The sequence below is a fragment of the Pseudomonas sp. HN2 genome, assembly GCF_020736465.1.
Classification (GTDB): Bacteria; Pseudomonadota; Gammaproteobacteria; order Pseudomonadales; family Pseudomonadaceae; genus Aquipseudomonas; species Aquipseudomonas moraviensis_A.
The window spans coordinates 5,578,716-5,596,667 of sequence record NZ_CP085885.1 but is presented as its reverse complement, the minus strand read 5'-3'; the positions used below and the strand labels follow the sequence as shown (position 1 = coordinate 5,596,667).

Below are 17,952 nucleotides of genomic sequence, written 5' to 3'. Positions count from 1 at the left end.
GGTGGAGTTCAGGGGCTGAGCGTTTCTGTGTGCTCTAGCTCACCTGCTTGGCCAATTGGAAATCCATGTATTCGTAAGCGATCTGTTGCGCCTGCGCCGTGTCGAAAGCGTCTCCCGACAGCGCGCCGCGCAACCACAAGCCGTCAATCAACGCTGCCAGACCCCGGGCCGCACTGCGCGCATCTTCGAGCGGCAGCACACGGCGGAACTGGCAGCACAGGTTGGAATACAGACGGTGATCGTTGATCCGCTGCAACCTGTGCAAAGACGGCTGGTGCATGCTGGTGGCCCAGAAGGCCAGCCAGGTTTTCATTGCCGGGCCATTGACCTGGCTGGCGTCGAAGTTGCCTTCGATGATCACCTGCAGATGCGCCCGTGGGCTGTCATCTGCCAGCGCCTGACGGCGCGCGGTGACGCTCTCGCTGAGGGCGGTCATCAGGTACCGCATCGTGGCGGCGATCAGGCCGTTCTTGTCCTGAAAGTAATGACTGATGATGCCATTCGAGACACCGGCCAAACGGGCGATCAGCGCAATGCTGGCGTCCCCCATTCCGACCTGATCGACGGCCTGCAAAGTGGCTTCGATCAGTTGTTGGCGGCGGATGGGTTGCATACCGACCTTGGGCATCTTGCACATCTCCTTAGGCCTTCCGAGGGGCGAATGACGCCGATCGGATTGAGGGCCAGTCTATTTTGTTTTGATTGAACGTTCAATCAACAAAGAATAAGATCTGCGACAATTCGTCGCTGCCTACAGAAAATTCCTACGCGTGATGACGATAAAAACCGACACCTGAAACGGCTCGAAACCTGCGTGGGGCATGGCGCGGTTCGTGATTCGAAGGACGTGTTGAAAGGGCAAGACGCTCGGGGCCAGGTTTCGGATGAACGTCCGGCACCTCTGGCCACGAAAGCGAATACGCAACGCCATTTCGGCAGGTTCGGGCTTTTTTCGGAGTGTCTTTATATCACCCGCCGGTCGGCTGCCAACTAACCGATTGGTCGGGTGCCGTGATGCCTTGTGTTCTTCTCTCGCACTGCCTGGAGCATTTGTGCCATGAGTTCTGCCTCGCTAATAAAGACCCCGCCCGAGAAGGTGACGGTCAACGGTTGGGTGTTCTACACCTCGACCGCGCTGATTCTGTTGTTGACCGCCATTCTGATCATCGCCCCGCAAGAGGCCGGCAGAATGTTGGGGATGGCCCAGGCCTGGTTGTCGCGCAGCTTCGGCTGGTACTACATGGTGGTGATCGCCGCCTACCTGGTGTTCGTGGTCGGTCTGGCGTTTTCCTCGTACGGCAAACTCAAACTGGGCAGCAAGGACGACACCCCGGATTTCAGTTACGGCGCCTGGGCGGGGATGCTGTTCTCGTCAGGCATCGGCATTTCGCTGTTGTACTTCGGCGCGTCCGAGCCGCTGGATCACTATTTCAATCCGCCGGAAGGCACGTCGGCCAGCAACCTGGCCGCGCGGCAGGCAGTGCAACTGACGTTCCTGCACTGGGGCCTGCACGGCTGGGCGATCTACGCACTGGTCGGTCTGGCCGTGGCGTATTTTGCCTATCGGCATAACCAGCCGCTGGCGCTGCGTTCGGCACTGTATCCGCTGGTCGGCGAGCGCTGGGTCAAGGGCGCGGCCGGGCACGCGGTAGACGGCTTCGGCATGTTCGTAACGCTGCTGGGTCTGGTGACCAACCTGGGGATTGGCTCGCTGCAAGTGTCGTCCGGGCTGGAGAACCTGTTCGGCATGGAGCACAGCAACACCAACCTGCTGATCGTCATCATCGTCATGAGCACCGTGGCGACCATCGCTGCCGTGTCGGGTGTGGAAAATGGCATTCGTCGCCTGTCCAACCTGAACATCGTGCTGTTCAGCGGCCTGCTGATTTTCGTCCTGTTGTTCGGCCCGACCCTGCACTTGCTCAACGGCTTTGTGCAGAACATCGGTGACTACCTCAACGGCGTCGTGTTGAAGACTTTCGACCTGTACGTCTATGAAGGCGACAACGCCAAGTCCGACCGCTGGCTCGGCCTGTGGACCCTGTTCTACTGGGCATGGTGGATTTCCTGGGCGCCATTCGTGGGCATGTTCATCGCGCGGATTTCCCGTGGCCGCAGCGTGCGGGAACTGGTCGCTGGCGTGCTGCTGATTCCGCTGGGCTTCACCTTGGCGTGGCTGTCGATCTTCGGTAACTCGGCGCTGGATCTGGTGATGAATCAGGGCGCGGTGGAGTTGGGCAAGACGGCGCTGGAACAGCCGTCGATGGCGATTTATCAGTTGCTTGAGCATTACCCGGCGTCGAAAGTCGTCATCGGTGTGTCGATCTTCGTCGGCTTCGTGCTGTTCCTGACCCCGGCCGACTCCGGCGCCGTGATGATGGCGAACCTGTCGTGCAAGGGCGGTAACGTCGATGAAGACGCGCCGCACTGGCTGCGGATCTTCTGGTCGGTGGTGATCACGCTGGTGACCATTGGCCTGCTGTTCGCCGGCAACTTCGAAGCCATGCAGACCATGGTCGTGCTGGCCGGCCTGCCGTTCTCGGTGGTGCTGATCTGCTTCATGTTCGGCCTGCACAAGGCGATGCGCCAGGACGTGCAGATCGAACAGGAGCAAGCGCAACTGGCCGAGCGCGGACGCCGTGGTTTCAGCGAGCGCCTGACTCAGCTGGATCTACAGCCGAGCCAATCGGTGGTGCAGCGCTTCATGGACAAACACGTCACCCCGGCGCTGGAAGATGCGGCCGCACAACTGCGCAATCAGGGGATTGAAGTGCAGACGCTGTTGGGCAAGGCCAAGCGTTGCATGGGTGTGCGGGTCGAAATGGAAGAGGGCAACCCTTTCGTTTATGAAGTGAGCCTGGACGGCTATCTGGCGACTCCGACCGAATCGGCGCAAGCGGATGAAGCGCGCCAGCGTTATTACCGGGCCGAGGTGTATCTGCACAATGGCAGTCAGGATTACGACTTGATGGGCTTTACGCCGGAGCAGATTACCCGGGATGTGCTCGATCAGTTCGAGAGCCATCGGCAGCTTCTTGGCCGGGTGTATAGCTAAAGTCAAAAGCTTGCCCTCACCCCAGCCCTCTCCCTGAGGGAGAGGGAGCCGACTGAGGTGTCTGGCGTTGTACATCGACCTGAAAGATCGAGTCGATTATGGATTCGGTAAAGCAAGATCAGGTCGGTGCAGATCTGCAGCATCCCCCGGTCGGTCCCCTCTCCCTCTGGGAGAGGGCTAGGGTGAGGGGGTTTTCCCTGACCCAACAAAAAAGGGATCGCTCACCGCGATCCCTTTTTTTATCCCATCTGGCGCATTACCCCAGATTCTTGCCCAACAACGCGTGATACAGCTCGCTGTCGCCGAGGATCCCCACCACATGATTGTTATCGTGCAGCACCAGCTTGTTGCCGGTCTGATAACGGATCTGCAGCGCGTCACGCATGCCGATGTTCGAGTCCACCAGCGTCGGCTTGCGCTCCAGGCCTTCCACCGCTTGGCCAGGTGCCCAGTTCTGCAGGTTCAGTACTGAACCGTTCTGCCGGGCGCCTTTTATGGTGTTGCCTTCGGCCAGGTCCAGCCACGAATCGCCGCCCGGATCGAGGCACACCGAGCCGTTGATGCGTTTGCACTTGTCCAGCGTGCGCATCAGGCTGCGGCCGCAAAGCACGTTGAGCGGATTGGTGTGGGCAACAAAGGTCCGCACGTAGTCGTCCGCCGGGTTGAGGACGATTTCTTCGGGGACGCTGTACTGGATGATCCGGCCGTCCTTCATGATCGCGATGCGGCTGCCCAGTTTGAGGGCTTCATCGAGGTCGTGGCTCACAAACACGATGGTCTTGCTCAACTTGCGTTGCAGTTCCAGCAATTCGTCCTGCAGACCCTGGCGGATCAGCGGGTCGAGCGCCGAGAACGGTTCGTCCATCAGCAGGATATCGGCGTCCATCGCCAGCGCGCGGGCGAGGCCGACGCGCTGCTGCATGCCGCCGGAGAGTTCGTCCGGCTTCTTGTTGCGCCACTGGGTCAGGCCAACCAGTTCAAGTTTCTCATCGACCAGTTTTTTGCGTTCCTTCTCCGGTCGGCCCTGCATTTCCAGGCCGAAACTGATGTTCTCGCGCACCGTCAGCCAGGGCATCAGGGCGAATTTCTGGAACACCATGGCAATGCGCTTGGTGCGCATCATTTTCAGCTCGGCCGGGGTGCAGGAGGCGATGTCGATCTGGCGGTTTTCGTGCTCGACGAACAACTTGCCGCGGCTCACGGTGTTAAGGCCGTTGATGCAGCGCAGCAGGCTCGACTTGCCCGAACCGGACAGGCCCATCAGCACGCAGATCTCGCCCTTGTTGATGTCCAGCGTGGCCTTTTCCACGCCGACGATCTGCCCGGTCTTCTTGAGGATCTCGTTGCGGGTCATGCCCTGATCGAGCAGCTTGAGTGCCTCGCGCGGGTCTTTGGAGAAGATCACGTCGACGTCTTCGAAGCGAATTATGCTCATGCGTCACCCCCTACTTTGGCGTCGGGTTGTTTGCAGATACGGTCGAGCATGATCGCCAGCAGTACGATTGCCAGGCCTGCTTCGAAGCCCAGCGCAATATCAGCAGTGTTCAGTGCGTTGACCACCGGTTTGCCGAGTCCATCGGCGCCGACCAGTGCCGCGATCACCACCATCGACAGCGACAGCATGATGCACTGGGTGATGCCGGCCGCGATGCTTGGCATGGCGTGCGGCAGTTCGATCCTTGAGAGCAATTGGCGACGCGAGCAGCCGAAGGCCTTGCCGGCGTCCATCAGTTCTTGCGGGACATCGCGGATGCCCAGGTAGGTCAGGCGGATCGGCGCCGCAATGGCGAAGACCACCGTGGAGATCAGGCCCGGTACCACACCCAGCCCGAAGAGGGTCAGGGTAGGAATGAGGTAAACGAAGGTCGGCACGGTCTGCATCAGATCGAGCACCGGCCGCATCATGGTGTAGAACATCGGTTTGTGCGCGGCGACGATGCCCAGCGGCACGCCGATCAACACGCAGACCAGGGTGGCGAACAGCACCTGGGCGAGGGTTTCCATGGTTTCCTGCCAGTAGCCCAGATTGAGGATCAGCAGGAACGAGGCGACCACGAACGCGGTCAGGCCCCACTTGCGTTGAATCAGGTGGGCGATGATGGCAATCAGGCCAATCAGCACCAGTGGGTTGAACCAGGTCAGCGCAAACGTCACGCCGTGGATCATCGTTTCCAGTGTCACGGCGATTGCGTCGAAGGTGTTGGCGCCGTGTTGCGTCAACCATTCGACGAAGCCCGCGATGTACTGGCCTAGAGGTATTTTCTGATCAATCAGCATGGTAGTGAACGTCCGCATGCAAGGAAATTAACAGCCCGGGCAGGCACGCCTGCCCGGCATAAGCGATGCCCCTCGAATCAAGGCGCGAGCTTGGCTTTCACGGCCTCCAGGCCTGGTTTACCGTCAATGGTGGTCACGCCAGCGAGCCAGGTTTCGAGCACCTGTGGATTCTTTTTTAGCCAGGCCTTGGCGGCCGCGTCAGGCTTCATCTTGTCGTCGAGGATGTTGCCCATCAGTTCGCTTTCCATGTCGACGGTGAACTCCAGGTTCTTCAACAGCTGACCGACGTTGCTGCATTCCGTGGCGTAACCCTTGCGGGTGTTGGTCGCCACGGTCGCCGCACCGAAATCGGGGCCGAAGAAGTCGTCGCCGCCGGTCAGGTATTGAATCTTGAAGCGCTTGTTCATCGGGTGCGGGGCCCAGCCTAGGAAGACCACGGCGGTGTCGCGTTTCTGCGCCCGGTCGACTTGCGAGAGCATGCCGGCCTCGGACGATTCGACGACCTTGAAGCCGGCGGTTTTCAGGCCGAAGGCGTCCTTGTCGATCATGCTCTGGATCAGCCGGTTGCCGTCGTTGCCCGGCTCGATGCCGTAGATCTTGCCGTCGAGCTCTTTCTTGAATTTGGCGATGTCGGCGAAGTCATGCAGGCCTTTGTCGTAAAGGGCTTGCGGCACGGCGAGGGTGTACTTGGCGCCCTTGAGGTTGGTGCGCACGGTGTCGACAGTGCCGGCATCGCGGTACGGCTTGATGTCGTTCTCCATGGTCGGCATCCAGTTACCGAGAAACACGTCCATGTTCTTGCCGTCGGCCAGCGACTTGTAGGTCACGGGCACGGAGATCATGGTGGTCTTGGTCTTGTAGCCGAGGGCGTTGAGAACGACGGAAGTGGTGGCGGTGGTCGCGGTGATGTCGGTCCAGCCGACATCGGAGAAGTTAACGAGGCTGCACTGTGCCGGTTCTGCGGCTTGCGCCAGTAACGGCAGACTCAGCAGGGCGGCCAACAACAACGACGGGGAACCTTTCATGGATGGACTCCTTGGTGTTTTTTTTGGCAGTGTTCCGACTGTGGACCACCGCACTTATGGGTTGCGGTTGGTGGCGTTCGTAAGACAGCTCTACCGCAGCGCCTGGCAATCGAGTCATCCCGATCATGTACCAGTGAAAATCTGACGCCTACAGGGAGGGTCGTATCCAGTACAGGGATGGTCGCTTCCAGTGTCGGTGACGTCGCTTACAGCTTTTTTCCGCCTCCGATGACCTGCACAACTGCATAAAAGCGGCGTATTTGCGGGGCGAAAACGTAACGACGCTGCTGGACATGAGTGCGTCGGTGTCAGACGCCGTGCGCGCCGACAAAAGCCCGATGATGCCGGCATTCGGCGGATCGCAGCTTGAGCGTAGCAGCTCCGCCAGCGGGCGCTTTTGCCGCCCGGACCGGTATTCTCAGGAGCTCTGCAGCAATGGCTATCAGCGTTTTCGACCTGTTCAAAATCGGCATCGGCCCTTCCAGTTCCCACACCGTCGGCCCGATGCGCGCCGCCGCGCTGTTCGTCGAGTCGCTGCGCGGCAAGCATCAGCTGGAACAGGTGCGGCGCATCGAGGTGCAATTGTTCGGTTCGCTGTCGGCCACCGGCGTCGGTCACGGCAGCGATAACGCGGTGATCATGGGCCTGATGGGCGAGTGGCCGGACGCAATCGACCCGTCGCAGATCGGCCCGCGCATTCAGGCGCTGCGCGAAACCCATACGCTGTTATTGGATGGTCGTCTGTCGGTGCCGTTTGTCTGGGCCCGGGACATGCGCCTGATCGATGAAAACCTGCCATTCCATCCCAACGCCATGACCCTGGTTGCCGAAGGCGAGTTCGGTGAGCTGCACCGTGACACCTACTATTCAATCGGCGGCGGCTTTGTCGTTGATGAGGCGCAAGCGGCCAGCGGTGTGGTTGATCTGGATCGCACCGAATTGCCCTACGACTTCTCCAGTGCGGTCGAGCTTCTGGAACTGTGCAAGACGCACAATCTGCGCGTTGCCGAACTGATGATGGCCAACGAAAAGGTCTGGCGCAGCGAAGAAGAAATCCGCGCCGGCCTGATGAAGCTGTGGCGGGCGATGCAGGATTGCGTCGAGCAGGGCCTCAAGCACGAAGGCATTCTGCCCGGCGGCTTGAACGTGCGCCGGCGCGCGGCGAAGTTGCACCGCAGCCTGCAGGAACTGAACAAACCCAACGTCATCGGCTCGACCCTGAGCGCGATGGAGTGGGTCAACCTGTTCGCCCTGGCCGTCAATGAAGAGAATGCTGCCGGCGGGCGTATGGTCACCGCACCGACCAACGGCGCGGCGGGGATCATCCCGGCGGTGTTGCACTACTTTATGAAGTTCAGCGAGGCGGTGACCGACGCCAACGTCGTTGACTATTTCCTCGGCGCGGCGGCGGTCGGCATTCTGTGCAAGAAGAATGCTTCGATCTCTGGCGCCGAAGTCGGTTGCCAGGGTGAGGTCGGTTCGGCTTGCGCGATGGCGGCGGCGGGGCTGGCGGAGATTCTCGGCGCCACGCCTGAACAGTTGTGCAACGCAGCGGAAATCGGTCTGGAGCACAACCTTGGCCTGACCTGCGACCCGGTTGGTGGGCTGGTGCAGGTGCCGTGCATCGAGCGCAATGCGATTGCGGCGGTGAAGGCGATCAACGCCGCGCAAATGGCCCTGCGTGGCGACGGTCAACACTTCATTTCCCTGGACCGGGTGATCCGCACCATGCGCGATACCGGCGCCGATATGCATGACAAATATAAAGAAACGTCGCGCGGTGGCCTGGCGGTCAGTGCCGTGGAGTGCTGACGCATATTTATTGTGGCGAGGGAGCTTGCTCCCGCTCGGCTGCGCAGCAGTCGCAATCAGCTTGATGCATTTCAATTGCAGAACCGCGAGTCTGGTTTCGGGCCTGCTTCGCGGTCCAGCGGGAGCAAGCTCCCTCGCCACAATGGTCCACGACCGGCATTCAGTGTGATGAGGCCAGACCAGTCAAAACTGCTCACCAAATGAACACCTCATTTCAATCACGCCACCTTTTGGCGCGTCGCAATCAGACAAGCGTCTTTATCAGCCGTGACTTATCAGTCGTTACTTGACCGCTGGTCGCCCGTGCTTGCGGTGACACTCTGTGCAAATCCTCTGCAGGCCCGTTCCCACAAGTGCTACCGATCTGCTCACAGGCTGCGCGGCAGGGCGGTCAAGGCGCTTGATGGCACTTCGAAATGCCGTGATCCGAGGTCTCGTATAGACGCGTCGCGAGGTCGTTTTCAGGAGTTATTGAATGGCCATCCAATTTCAGGCATGGCAATTGCTCTGTCATAACAAAGCCTGCTTCCCTCGTGAGAATGCCGGCAATAACAAGAGCCTCCGCCTGAGGCCACCACCCGCTTTGTGTGAGGAGATACCGCGATGACGTCGTTCAACTCCGGGGCCCAACCCCAGAACCGTGCGCCTCAATCCATCGGCTTTCTGCTGCTGGACAATTTCACGCTGATTTCCCTGGCGTCCGCCGTTGAGCCACTGCGCATGGCCAACCAATTGTCCGGTCGTGAGCTGTATCGCTGGAGCACCCTCACTGTCGATGGCGGCCAGGTCTGGGCCAGTGACGGTCTGCAGATCACCCCCGACGCTTCCATGCACAAAGCCCCGCCACTGGACACCGTGATTGTCTGCGGCGGCATCGGCATTCAACGCACCGTGACCCGTGAGCACGTGTCCTGGCTGCAAAGCCAGGCGCGTCAGTCCAAGCGTCTTGGCGCGGTGTGCACTGGCAGTTGGGCGCTGGCCTGCGCCGGTCTGCTCGACGGCTTCGATTGCAGCGTGCACTGGGAATGCCTGGCGGCGATGCAGGAAGCTTTCCCGCGCGTGGCCATGAGCACACGCCTGTTCACCCTCGACCGTAACCGCTTCACCAGCTCCGGCGGCACTGCGCCGCTGGACATGATGCTGCACCTGATCAGCCGCGATCACGGTCGCGAACTGTCCGCAGCGATTTCGGAAATGTTCGTCTACGAGCGTATCCGCAACGAACAGGATCACCAGCGTGTGCCGCTCAAGCACATGCTCGGCACCAATCAGCCGAAGCTGCAGGAAATCGTCGCGCTGATGGAGGCCAATCTGGAAGAGCCGATCGATCTTGATGAGCTGGCGGTGTATGTCGCGGTGTCGCGTCGACAGCTGGAGCGGTTGTTCCAGAAATACCTGCACTGCTCACCGTCGCGCTATTACCTGAAGCTGCGGCTGATCCGCGCCCGGCAACTGCTCAAGCAGACGCCGATGTCGATCATCGAAGTGGCATCGGTGTGTGGTTTCGTCTCCACGCCGCACTTCTCCAAGTGCTACCGCGAGTACTTCGGCATTCCGCCGCGTGACGAGCGCGTCGGCTCCAACACCACCCAGCAAGTGGCCATGCTGCCACTGCCGCAAGCGATCGTGATGTCGCCGCTGTCGGGGCCGATGTCAGCGCTGAGTCAGGCGCGCAATGAATCGACGTTTGCCAGCGTAAGGCTGTAGACCGAGTCTGATCGTTCCCACGCAGAGCGTGGGAACGATCAGGTGGGAGCGAGCCTGCTCGCGAAGGGGTTTCTCAGGCGCTGTGGGACTGCTGGTAATCCGCAAGGGCCGGCAACAACTGTTTGTCGATCGCCTGACGCACCGCCGGCTGAATGCTGGCGCCGCTGGTGTACATGTCCTTGACCATCTTGCGCAGTTCGAATGCGCGAACATTATCCAGGCCACGCACCGCGCACTCACAGGCCTGCTCGGCGGTGGTACCGCTCGGCACCTGAATACCCAAGGCCTTGAGCTGGCCCAACAGATCTTCCTGGTCAATCAAATCGGCGTACATCATTACGCAAATCCTTCTGTGGCAACGGAGGTCTTGGCTCGATTCTGGTGGCCCCGACCGGACGCGGCAAGGGCGTTTTGTCGCGGTGGCCGGGACGACTATGAACAGGTCGTTTTCGGCTAACCGAATGGATTGGCGAGTAGGCAAACTGGCCCCAGCTCGCTTCACGAAGGTTTGGTCACCCTCGCCTGGCAGCTCCTCAACAGTACCCTCCTCAGCTCCGATCCTGTCACGGCTTGATCGGAGTTTTTTTTGTCTGTGAATCAGTCAGAGATTGGTTGTTCCCGCTGACGCTTTCGCGAGCAGGCTCGCTCCCACAGGTGGAATGCGTTGCCCTGTAGGAGCTGCCGAAGGCTGCGATCTTGTAGCGGGCTAACGTTGCAACACCAGAATCCGCGACAACAACTCATCCCGGTCGACATAGCAGCCCTGAAAATGCCGCGCCCCGGTGGCTGGGTCAAAGGCATTGCGCGCATGCAGCGTGCGGCGGTTGTCAAAGCACCACAACTCTCCCGGATTGAGCCGCTGCACCAGCCGAAACCGCGGCTCGCGGGTCATCGCGATAAAACGTCGATAGGCTCGATACAGCAACGGCATCTGCGCCACGGATGTATCGAACGCGCCGCGCAAAAAGTTCGCCATGCGAATTTCCGCCACATGCCCCAACGCATCCACAGCAATGATTGGCGCCAGGCAGCGATAGTCGCTGTGGCGGTCCTTGTTGCGAAACTCCACGGGGATTTCACACAGGGCCTGAAACAGCTGCGGATCCTCTCGACGCAAGGCGTCGGCGATCGCGAAACCATCGACGAAAATGCTTTCGCCACCCTCGGCATCGTTCACCAGGCAGTGCAGAAATTGCAGCCCAGGTTGCAGCTCGCGAGTCGGCAAATCCGTGTGCAATGGCAGGTTGAAGGCGGTGTAGGCGTTGCTGTCGGCGTCGGCTTTGGACTGCACATTGAACAGCACGCCGAAATTGCTTTCGCGGATGAAGGAAATCCGCTGCGCAATGAGCTTCAGCGAGCCCGGCTCGGTGGGCACGCCGCGCACTTGAGTCAGGCCGATGTCACGCACGGCGAGCAACCATTGCAGCAGCGCAGCGTTGTCGTTCATCAGTGCGGCGTACTCGAACACCGGCAACTGCAGATCGCTATGCCACAAACGGCTCTGCGGTTTGCCGGCCAGGCGTTCGGCGCGGGACTCGTCGTCATAGGCGTGAGCGCGCAACCAGCCCGGATCGAAGCGGCTGAGGTGACCATCCTGCCAGTCGATGCGCAGGCAGCCTTCGGTGTCGATGCGCGTGGCCAGTGGTTGCAGATCCTCGGCGGCATCGACGCTCTCGAAGACCTGCTCGCGGGTGACGCTGTAGACGCAGCGATCACACGGACAGTTGTCCCGCAACCAAACATGGTGAAACGGGCTGACACGACCGTCAGCCCATTCGATGACAACGCGATCCGCCAGCCCTTGCACGCCGCGTAGCGCGCTGATCAACGGATAAGTACGAAAATCGGCAACAGCGACGGCGGTGTTCATGGCGGCTCCTTGACGATGGAGGGATTTACCGGGCAGGTGGCAGCGCGATCACGCGGCCGATGTAAGCGGGAGCGGGCAGGTCGGTTTGCTCAGCGACGATCGCTTGCAGGTGATGCAGCGTGTCGGGGCTGAACGGCGCCGCGCGCGGGCCGGCGAGGTCGACGTGCAGGAGCATCTGTTCATTGCCGGCCAGTTCCTGTTCCTCGCCGATTTTGTGCAGGCTGTGGTAGAGGTGCAGACGCTTGCTGTCGTGGCCGATGATTTGCGTGCGCACTTCGACCTCGGTATCGAGCTTCACTTCGTGCAGGTAATTGAGGTGCAGCTCGAGGGTGAACAGCGAATGGCCGCTGGCTTCGCGGTTGTTGCTGTCCATGCCCAGGCGATCCATCAGCGCGTCGGTGGCGTAGCTGAAGATCAGCAGGTAGAAGGCATCGCGCAGGTGGCCGTTGTAGTCGACCCAGTCGGGGATGATCCTGGTTTGGTAAGTGGTGAGGTGGGGCATGGTTTGGGTTCCGGGCATTGGGCGGGTTTTTAAGATCAAGAGCTACCCCCTCACCCCAGCCCTCTCCCCCAAGGGGGCGAGGGGGAAAGGGAGCCGATTTTCGAGCTTTTCAAGTCCAGAGTTCGACTCAGAGGTGCAAGTCGGCGTAGCTTGCAAAAACACCTCGGTCAGTCCCCTCTCCCTCAGGGAGAGGGTTAGGGTGAGGGCAGCAGTGTCATGCCATACGCATTACTCGCTGAAACTCATCCCATGCTTCTCTTTGGTGGTCTTCACCGCCTCAAGCACCGCCAGCAGGCAGTCATCACGGTAGCGCTCCAGCGCCGAGATGCTGTGGCGGCCTAACTGTTCACTGGTGCCATCGACCACATCATCGATCAGCTTGTCGGTCAGCTCCGGCGCTGGCAGATACGTCCACGGCAATTGCAACGCCGGGCCGAATTGCGACATGAAGTGGCGCATGCCGGCATCGCCGCCGGCCAGGGTGTAAGTCAGGAATGTACCCATGAATGACCAACGCAGGCCGGCGCCAAAACGAATCGCATCGTCGATCTCGCCGGTCGTCGCCACACCGTCATTGACCAGGTGCAGCGCCTCGCGCCACAGCGCTTCAAGCAAGCGATCGGCGATGAACCCCGGTACTTCCTTGCGCACATGCAACGGACGCATGCCAAGAGATTCGTAGACTTGCATCGCCGCTTGAACCGCCTCAGGCGCGGTGTGCTTGCCGCCGACCACTTCCACCAGCGGTAACAGATAGACCGGGTTGAACGGATGCCCGACCACGCAGCGTTCAGGGTGCGTCGAACTCTCGTAGAACTCGGTGGGCAACAGGCCTGAAGTGCTCGAGCCAATCAAGGCGTCGGGCTTGGCGGCGGCACTGATTTTGCTGTGCAGATCGAGTTTCAGTTCCAGCCGCTCGGGGGCGCTCTCCTGAATGAAATCGGCGTCGCGCACGCATTCCTCGATGGTGGCGACAAAGCGCAGGCGATCCTGCGAAGCGCCCGGCGCCAGGCCGTTCTTCTCCAGCGCGCCCCAGGCATTGGCCACGCGCTGGCGCAACGCCGCTTCGGCGCCGGGCGCCGGATCCCAGGCCACCACGTCGAGGCCATGAGCGAGGGCGCGGGCGACCCAGCCACTGCCGATGACACCGCTGCCGAGGGCGGCGAAGGTTTTGATTTCGGTGATAAAGCGCATGGCGACATTCCTGAATAGTTCGGCGATCAACTGTGGGAGCGAGCCTGCTCGCGAATGCGCTGGCTCTGCGGATGAAGATGCTTCGGATGTACCGGCCTCTTCGCGAGCAGGCTCGCTCCCACAGGGTTTTGAGGTGCGCTCGTTAGCCGCGCTGGGTCAGGCCCATTTTCTTCCGGCCTTCCGCCGGCGTGAGCACGCGGGCACCGAGGCGGCTGAGGATCTCCGTGGCGCGCTCAACCAATTGGCCATTGGTCGCCAGCACACCCTTGTCCAGCCACAGGTTGTCTTCCAGCCCGACCCGCACGTTGCCGCCGAGCAGCACCGCTTGCGCGGCCATCGGCATCTGCATGCGGCCAATGCCGAAGCCCGCCCACACCGCATCGGCGGGCAGGTTGTCGACCATGGCTTTCATGGTGGTGGTATCGGCCGGCGCGCCCCACGGGATGCCCAGGCACAGCTGGAACAGCGGGTTGTCGAGCAAGCCTTCCTTGATCATCTGCTTGGCGAACCACAGATGCCCGGTGTCGAAAATCTCCAGCTCGGCTTTCACGCCCAGTTCGGTGATGCGCTTGGCGCCGGCGCGCAGTTGTGCCGGCGTCGAGACGTAAATGGTGTCGCCGTCGCCGAAATTCAGCGTGCCGCAATCGAGGGTGCAGATTTCCGGCAGCAGCTCTTCAACGTGGGCGAGACGGGTCAACGGGCCGACGAGATCGGTGTTCGGGCCGAATTCCATCGGCTGCTCGCCAGCGCCGATTTCCAGGTCGCCGCCCATCCCGGCGGTGAGGTTGACGATGATGTCGACGTCCGCCTCGCGGATGCGCTCCATCACCTCGCGGTACAGCGCCACGTCGCGGCTGAACTTGCCGGTCTGCGGATCGCGCACATGGCAGTGCACCACGGTGGCGCCAGCCTTGGCCGCTTCCACTGCCGCAGCGGCGATCTGTTTCGGGGTGACCGGCACATGCGGGCTCTTGGCGGTCGTGTCGCCAGCACCGGTGAGTGCGCAGGTGATGATGACGTCGTGGTTCATGGTGCGTTTCCTTCAGGCGTGATGGGTCTGTCCGCAGCCCGTGGCGGGGCTGCGAAGCGTCGTTAAATTCCCTATCCCTTGGGAGAGGGTCAGGGTGAGGGGTTATTTGCTGGTCAGTTGCAGATTTTCAGCGGCCGGTTTGCCATCGAAAGTCGTCACACCTTCGAGCCAGCGCTGCTTGTCTTCGGGGTGATCCTTGAGCCATTGCTTGGCCGACTCGAAGGCATCCTTGTGATCGAGCAGCGGCTGCATCATTCGGCTCTCGGCTTCGGCGGTGAAGGTCAGGTTGGTCAGCAGGCGGCCGATGTTCGGGCACTGCTCGGCGTATTTCGGTGAAGTGACAGTCCACACCGTAGCCATGCCTTCGTTCGGGCCAAGGGCATCTTCGCTGCCGGTCAGATAGGTCATCTGAATGTTGACGTTCATCGGGTGCGGCGCCCAGCCGAAGAACACCACGGCTTCCTTGCGGCGCACGGCGCGATCGACGGCGGCAAGCATGCCGGCTTCGCTCGACTCGACGAGCTGGAATTTGCCGAGGCCGAACTGGTTCTTGGCGATCATCGCTTTGATCTGGGTATTGGCGCCCGAGCCAGGCTCGATGCCGTAGATCTTGCCGCCCAGTTCTTTCTCGAACCTGGCGATGTCAGCGAAGGTTTTCAGGCCTTTGTCGGCCAGATACGTCGGCACGGCGAGGGTAGCGCGGGCATCTTTCAGGCTCGGTGCCTCGAGCACTTTCACCTGGTTGGCCTCGACGAACGGTGTGATGGTCTGCGTCATCAACGGGTTCCAATAGCCGAGGAACAGGTCCAGGCGCTGATCACGGATCCCGGCGAAGATGATCTGCTGGGAGGCGCTGGTCTGTTTGGTGTTGTAGCCGAGGCCGTCGAGCAGGACCTGGGTCATGGCACTGGTGGCGATCACGTCAGTCCAGTTGACCACACCCATGCGTACGTTCTTGCAGGAGGCCGGTTCGGCCGCCATCACGCCGGTGCTGAAGAAAGCGGTACCGCTGAGTGCAAGAACGCAGCTGCTGATCAGTCGTTTCATGTCGGGTTCCTCGGCAGTTCGATTATTGTGGTTCCCGGCATCTGCGCGCCGGTGATGCCAAGTTACGCAGCTATACGCCCGTGAAAGCGCACTGCGGCGACTGGCATTTGCACTGTAGCGACCTGCACGCTTGAACGCCGCCGACAATCGGCGTATCAACGAGCCACGCGTCCGCCAACCGAGTGCGCCCATGTCCCAGGATTTCTACTTTTTGCTGATGCCGGGGTTCTCCGCCATCGGCTTTATCTCCGCGATCGAACCGCTGCGGGTGGCCAACCGCTTTCGTGGCGAGCTGTACCGCTGGCATGTGCTCAGCGCCGATGGCGGCGCGGTACTGGCAAGCAACGGCATGTCGGTCAACGCCGATGCGGCTCTGGAGCCGCTGAAAAAAGGCGCGACGTTACTGGTGGTGGCCGGATTCGAACCACTGAAATCCATCACGCCGACGCTGGAGCACTGGTTGCGCAGGCTGGACAAGGACGGCGTGACCCTCGGCGCGATCGACACCGGTAGCTTCGTTCTCGCCGAAGCGGGTCTGCTTGATGGCCATCGCCTGACCCTGCACTGGGAGGCGATCGATGCGTTCAAGGAGTCTTATCCACAGCTCAGCGTCACCCAGGAACTGTTCGAGATCGACCGGCGGCGGATCACTTCGGCGGGTGGCACGGCGTCGATTGATCTGATGCTCGATCTGATCGCCCAGGCCCACGGCCCGCAACTGGCGATTCAGGTCAGCGAGCAGTTTGTGCTCGGGCGCATCCGCCCGCGCAAAGACCACCAGCGCATGGAAGTCGCCACACGCTACGGCATCAGCAACAAGAAACTGGTGCAGGTGATCGGCGAAATGGAGCAGCACAGCGAACCGCCGCTGAGCACGCTGCAACTGGCGGAGTCGATCAAGGTGACGCGACGGCAGCTGGAGCGCTTGTTTCGCCTGCACCTGAACGACACGCCGAGCAATTTCTATCTGCGGTTGAGGTTGGAAAAGGCCCGGCAGCTGTTGCGTCAGACCGACATGAGCGTGCTTGAGGTCAGCATTGCCTGCGGGTTTGAATCACCGTCGTACTTCACCCGCAGCTATCGCGCCAAATTTGCCCGTTGCCCGCGCGAGGATCGGCGTACCGCGCAGGCCTGAGTGATGCACACAAAACCCCTGTAGGAGTGAGCCTGCTCGCGATAGCGGTCTATCGGCTCACATGTGTGGGACTGACCCACCGCTATCGCGAGCAGGCTCACTCCTACAATTCGATCGACATTATTTCTTCACCAACGCCGAGCACGCCGCCTTGTAAGCCTCATGCTGATACTTGTTCAACGTCCCCGGCAGCTCGAAATTGTGCTTCTTGGCCTGTGCATTGATCGTCTGCGGCGACAACAGCGTCACCTCACAACCATCGAGCAGCTGAAACACCCCCTCAATCTTGAACGTCGTCGGCCCACCGGCAAACTCACCCTTCTTGCTGCGCTTCTTGATCGCAATCCGGTCCACCGAGTTCTCCCGCACGAACGACGCCACCTGCGCCGCGAACCGCCGCACGTTCGCCGCCTCGTCATCATCATCGAGAGCGATCTTTTTCGTGGCGAGAGGGACGTGGCTCAACGTCGAACCGTCGAGCGCAGCCACGGCGATGATCGCTTCGCTGCCTTTGATTTCAATGCCGCAGATGTTCATGGGAATTCCTTTGGAAAAAGAGGGCAGCCTACAGCTCAAGCTGACTGGCGGTGATGCCGAACGCGGCGGCAATTTTCTCGCGGGTGGCCTTGCGCGGCTTGGCGACTGTCTCCTGCTGGGCAAACGCCGGTTGCGATATGCCCATGCGCTTCGCCACTTCTTCCTGAGTCAGGTTGAGATGTTCGCGCCATGCGCGGATCGGTGTTGCGCCGTCAACGATACGACTGACCACCTCATGGGGAATCAGATCGGGCTGTATTTTCTGCGCGACGTATTGAGCGTAGGGGATAACCACGAATGCAGGGTTACCCTCAGCGTCATTGATTATTTGAACGTCAGTAGGTGCGTTCATCACGTTTTTTGACCTCTTGAATACTGACCACTTTGATTGCGCCATCCCAGTCGAACATGATTCGATAATTGCCGACACGCAGCCGGTAAGCGTAGTCATGACCAACCAATGCTTTTACGTTGCCAACATCGGGCATGTCGGCAAGCGCCGTGACGGCGTCGCGAACCTTCCCTTGGTGCACGGAATGCAATTTCAAAAGCTGCTTAACAGCTTTGCGAGTCCAGTGGATGCTGTTCATAGAAGAATATAAGTCTTTTATAAGATTCGCTAATCTTTGCTTATATTTTTCCAGTGACCAATAAACAAGGCGTGTCGGCATATTGCGTGGGCGCCTCATTCTTCGCTATCAAAGCGAAGGGTGTCGGCCCGATCGCAATGGTTCAGCAAGAAGTTCCGTTGATGAGGCCGC

General features: G+C 60.5%; 17 protein-coding genes. 4 read left to right on the top strand and 13 right to left on the bottom strand.

What is annotated here, in order from left to right; translation table 11 throughout:
• Nucleotides 1-34: 34 nt before the first annotated feature.
• On the bottom strand, nucleotides 35-628 hold the full coding sequence (gene betI, locus LIS66_RS24885) for a transcriptional regulator BetI (protein WP_042561476.1): 594 nt from the start codon (nucleotides 626-628) through the stop codon (nucleotides 35-37).
• 486 nt (nucleotides 629-1,114) lie between these two features.
• Between betI and LIS66_RS24880 the strand changes: the two genes are divergently transcribed.
• Entirely contained in the window at nucleotides 1,115-3,055 is a 1,941-nt protein-coding gene (locus tag LIS66_RS24880) for a BCCT family transporter (RefSeq protein WP_227974546.1), read from the top strand.
• 256 nt (nucleotides 3,056-3,311) lie between these two features.
• Here the strand turns inward: LIS66_RS24880 and choV are convergent, their stop codons facing one another.
• The 3 genes from choV to LIS66_RS24865 form a co-directional block, all read right to left on the bottom strand.
• Nucleotides 3,312-4,490 carry a choline ABC transporter ATP-binding protein gene (gene choV / locus LIS66_RS24875; RefSeq protein WP_016772804.1) on the bottom strand — a complete coding sequence of 393 codons (1,179 nt, stop codon included), beginning with the start codon at nucleotides 4,488-4,490 and terminating at the stop codon, nucleotides 3,312-3,314.
• Nucleotides 4,487-5,332, bottom strand: coding sequence for a choline ABC transporter permease subunit (gene choW, locus LIS66_RS24870; protein WP_016772805.1), 846 nt, complete (start codon nucleotides 5,330-5,332; stop codon nucleotides 4,487-4,489). The genes choV and choW overlap by 4 nt, the downstream gene beginning before the upstream one ends.
• 77 nt (nucleotides 5,333-5,409) lie before the next feature.
• A complete protein-coding gene (locus tag LIS66_RS24865) occupies nucleotides 5,410-6,357 on the bottom strand; it encodes a choline ABC transporter substrate-binding protein (RefSeq protein WP_042606622.1) in 948 nt (315 codons plus the stop codon).
• A gap of 435 nt (nucleotides 6,358-6,792) precedes the next feature.
• On the opposite strand from LIS66_RS24865, the gene LIS66_RS24860 reads away from it, so the two are divergent.
• Complete coding sequence (locus tag LIS66_RS24860) at nucleotides 6,793-8,169, top strand: L-serine ammonia-lyase (RefSeq protein WP_042606623.1); 1,377 nt, start codon at nucleotides 6,793-6,795, stop codon at nucleotides 8,167-8,169.
• Between the two features lie 603 nt (nucleotides 8,170-8,772).
• Nucleotides 8,773-9,876 carry a GlxA family transcriptional regulator gene (locus tag LIS66_RS24855; protein WP_007949927.1) on the top strand — a complete coding sequence of 368 codons (1,104 nt, stop codon included), beginning with the start codon at nucleotides 8,773-8,775 and terminating at the stop codon, nucleotides 9,874-9,876.
• Nucleotides 9,877-9,949: 73 nt separating this feature from the next.
• Here LIS66_RS24855 and LIS66_RS24850 read toward each other — a convergent pair whose 3' ends face one another.
• From LIS66_RS24850 to LIS66_RS24825, 6 genes are all read right to left on the bottom strand, one after another.
• Nucleotides 9,950-10,213 (bottom strand): hypothetical protein, encoded by a 264-nt coding sequence (locus tag LIS66_RS24850; protein WP_008083190.1) that lies wholly within the window; start codon nucleotides 10,211-10,213, stop codon nucleotides 9,950-9,952.
• A 369-nt stretch (nucleotides 10,214-10,582) separates the two neighbouring features.
• The gene (locus LIS66_RS24845; RefSeq protein ID WP_227973223.1) at nucleotides 10,583-11,746 is read right to left on the bottom strand and encodes a gamma-butyrobetaine dioxygenase; all 1,164 of its coding nucleotides are present in this window, start codon (nucleotides 11,744-11,746) and stop codon (nucleotides 10,583-10,585) included.
• A 25-nt stretch (nucleotides 11,747-11,771) separates the two neighbouring features.
• Nucleotides 11,772-12,248: a thioesterase family protein gene (locus LIS66_RS24840; RefSeq protein WP_227973222.1), complete on the bottom strand. Its 477-nt coding sequence runs from the start codon at nucleotides 12,246-12,248 to the stop codon at nucleotides 11,772-11,774.
• Nucleotides 12,249-12,476: 228 nt separating this feature from the next.
• On the bottom strand, nucleotides 12,477-13,442 hold the full coding sequence (locus LIS66_RS24835) for an L-carnitine dehydrogenase (protein WP_227973221.1): 966 nt from the start codon (nucleotides 13,440-13,442) through the stop codon (nucleotides 12,477-12,479).
• A gap of 142 nt (nucleotides 13,443-13,584) precedes the next feature.
• The gene (locus LIS66_RS24830; RefSeq protein ID WP_064365326.1) at nucleotides 13,585-14,472 is read right to left on the bottom strand and encodes a 3-keto-5-aminohexanoate cleavage protein; all 888 of its coding nucleotides are present in this window, start codon (nucleotides 14,470-14,472) and stop codon (nucleotides 13,585-13,587) included.
• Nucleotides 14,473-14,574: 102 nt separating this feature from the next.
• Nucleotides 14,575-15,519, bottom strand: coding sequence for a choline ABC transporter substrate-binding protein (locus LIS66_RS24825; RefSeq protein WP_227973220.1), 945 nt, complete (start codon nucleotides 15,517-15,519; stop codon nucleotides 14,575-14,577).
• A gap of 190 nt (nucleotides 15,520-15,709) precedes the next feature.
• Here LIS66_RS24825 and LIS66_RS24820 point away from each other — a divergent pair, with 190 nt between their 5' ends.
• Nucleotides 15,710-16,654 (top strand): GlxA family transcriptional regulator, encoded by a 945-nt coding sequence (locus tag LIS66_RS24820; RefSeq protein WP_227973219.1) that lies wholly within the window; start codon nucleotides 15,710-15,712, stop codon nucleotides 16,652-16,654.
• Nucleotides 16,655-16,774: 120 nt separating this feature from the next.
• Here LIS66_RS24820 and LIS66_RS24815 read toward each other — a convergent pair whose 3' ends face one another.
• Genes LIS66_RS24815 through LIS66_RS24805 form a run of 3 tightly spaced genes read right to left on the bottom strand, consistent with a single transcriptional unit; the run spans nucleotide 16,775 to nucleotide 17,781 of the window.
• Nucleotides 16,775-17,191 carry a DUF3010 family protein gene (locus tag LIS66_RS24815; RefSeq protein ID WP_016772815.1) on the bottom strand — a complete coding sequence of 139 codons (417 nt, stop codon included), beginning with the start codon at nucleotides 17,189-17,191 and terminating at the stop codon, nucleotides 16,775-16,777.
• 28 nt (nucleotides 17,192-17,219) lie between these two features.
• Nucleotides 17,220-17,543, bottom strand: coding sequence for a helix-turn-helix domain-containing protein (locus tag LIS66_RS24810; RefSeq protein WP_042606630.1), 324 nt, complete (start codon nucleotides 17,541-17,543; stop codon nucleotides 17,220-17,222).
• Complete coding sequence (locus LIS66_RS24805; protein ID WP_042606631.1) at nucleotides 17,527-17,781, bottom strand: type II toxin-antitoxin system RelE family toxin; 255 nt, start codon at nucleotides 17,779-17,781, stop codon at nucleotides 17,527-17,529. Before LIS66_RS24805 ends, LIS66_RS24810 begins: the two co-directional genes overlap by 17 nt.
• Nucleotides 17,782-17,952: the final 171 nt, after the last annotated feature.

Excerpts from the sequence above, each read along its gene's own strand:
- LIS66_RS24850 (WP_008083190.1), bottom strand. The coding sequence starts at position 10,213 with ATGATGTACGCCGATTTGATTGACCAGGAAGATCTGTTGGGCCAGCTC.
- LIS66_RS24865 (WP_042606622.1), bottom strand. The coding sequence starts at position 6,357 with ATGAAAGGTTCCCCGTCGTTGTTGTTGGCCGCCCTGCTGAGTCTGCCG.
- LIS66_RS24840 (WP_227973222.1), bottom strand. The coding sequence starts at position 12,248 with ATGCCCCACCTCACCACTTACCAAACCAGGATCATCCCCGACTGGGTC.
- LIS66_RS24825 (WP_227973220.1), bottom strand. The coding sequence starts at position 15,519 with ATGAAACGACTGATCAGCAGCTGCGTTCTTGCACTCAGCGGTACCGCT.
- LIS66_RS24820 (WP_227973219.1), top strand. The coding sequence starts at position 15,710 with ATGTCCCAGGATTTCTACTTTTTGCTGATGCCGGGGTTCTCCGCCATC.
- choW (WP_016772805.1), bottom strand. The coding sequence starts at position 5,332 with ATGCTGATTGATCAGAAAATACCTCTAGGCCAGTACATCGCGGGCTTC.
- LIS66_RS24830 (WP_064365326.1), bottom strand. The coding sequence starts at position 14,472 with ATGAACCACGACGTCATCATCACCTGCGCACTCACCGGTGCTGGCGAC.
- LIS66_RS24845 (WP_227973223.1), bottom strand. The coding sequence starts at position 11,746 with ATGAACACCGCCGTCGCTGTTGCCGATTTTCGTACTTATCCGTTGATC.
- LIS66_RS24815 (WP_016772815.1), bottom strand. The coding sequence starts at position 17,191 with ATGAACATCTGCGGCATTGAAATCAAAGGCAGCGAAGCGATCATCGCC.
- LIS66_RS24860 (WP_042606623.1), top strand. The coding sequence starts at position 6,793 with ATGGCTATCAGCGTTTTCGACCTGTTCAAAATCGGCATCGGCCCTTCC.
- betI (WP_042561476.1), bottom strand. The coding sequence starts at position 628 with ATGCCCAAGGTCGGTATGCAACCCATCCGCCGCCAACAACTGATCGAA.
- LIS66_RS24805 (WP_042606631.1), bottom strand. The coding sequence starts at position 17,781 with ATGAACAGCATCCACTGGACTCGCAAAGCTGTTAAGCAGCTTTTGAAA.
- LIS66_RS24835 (WP_227973221.1), bottom strand. The coding sequence starts at position 13,442 with ATGCGCTTTATCACCGAAATCAAAACCTTCGCCGCCCTCGGCAGCGGT.
- choV (WP_016772804.1), bottom strand. The coding sequence starts at position 4,490 with ATGAGCATAATTCGCTTCGAAGACGTCGACGTGATCTTCTCCAAAGAC.
- LIS66_RS24810 (WP_042606630.1), bottom strand. The coding sequence starts at position 17,543 with ATGAACGCACCTACTGACGTTCAAATAATCAATGACGCTGAGGGTAAC.
- LIS66_RS24855 (WP_007949927.1), top strand. The coding sequence starts at position 8,773 with ATGACGTCGTTCAACTCCGGGGCCCAACCCCAGAACCGTGCGCCTCAA.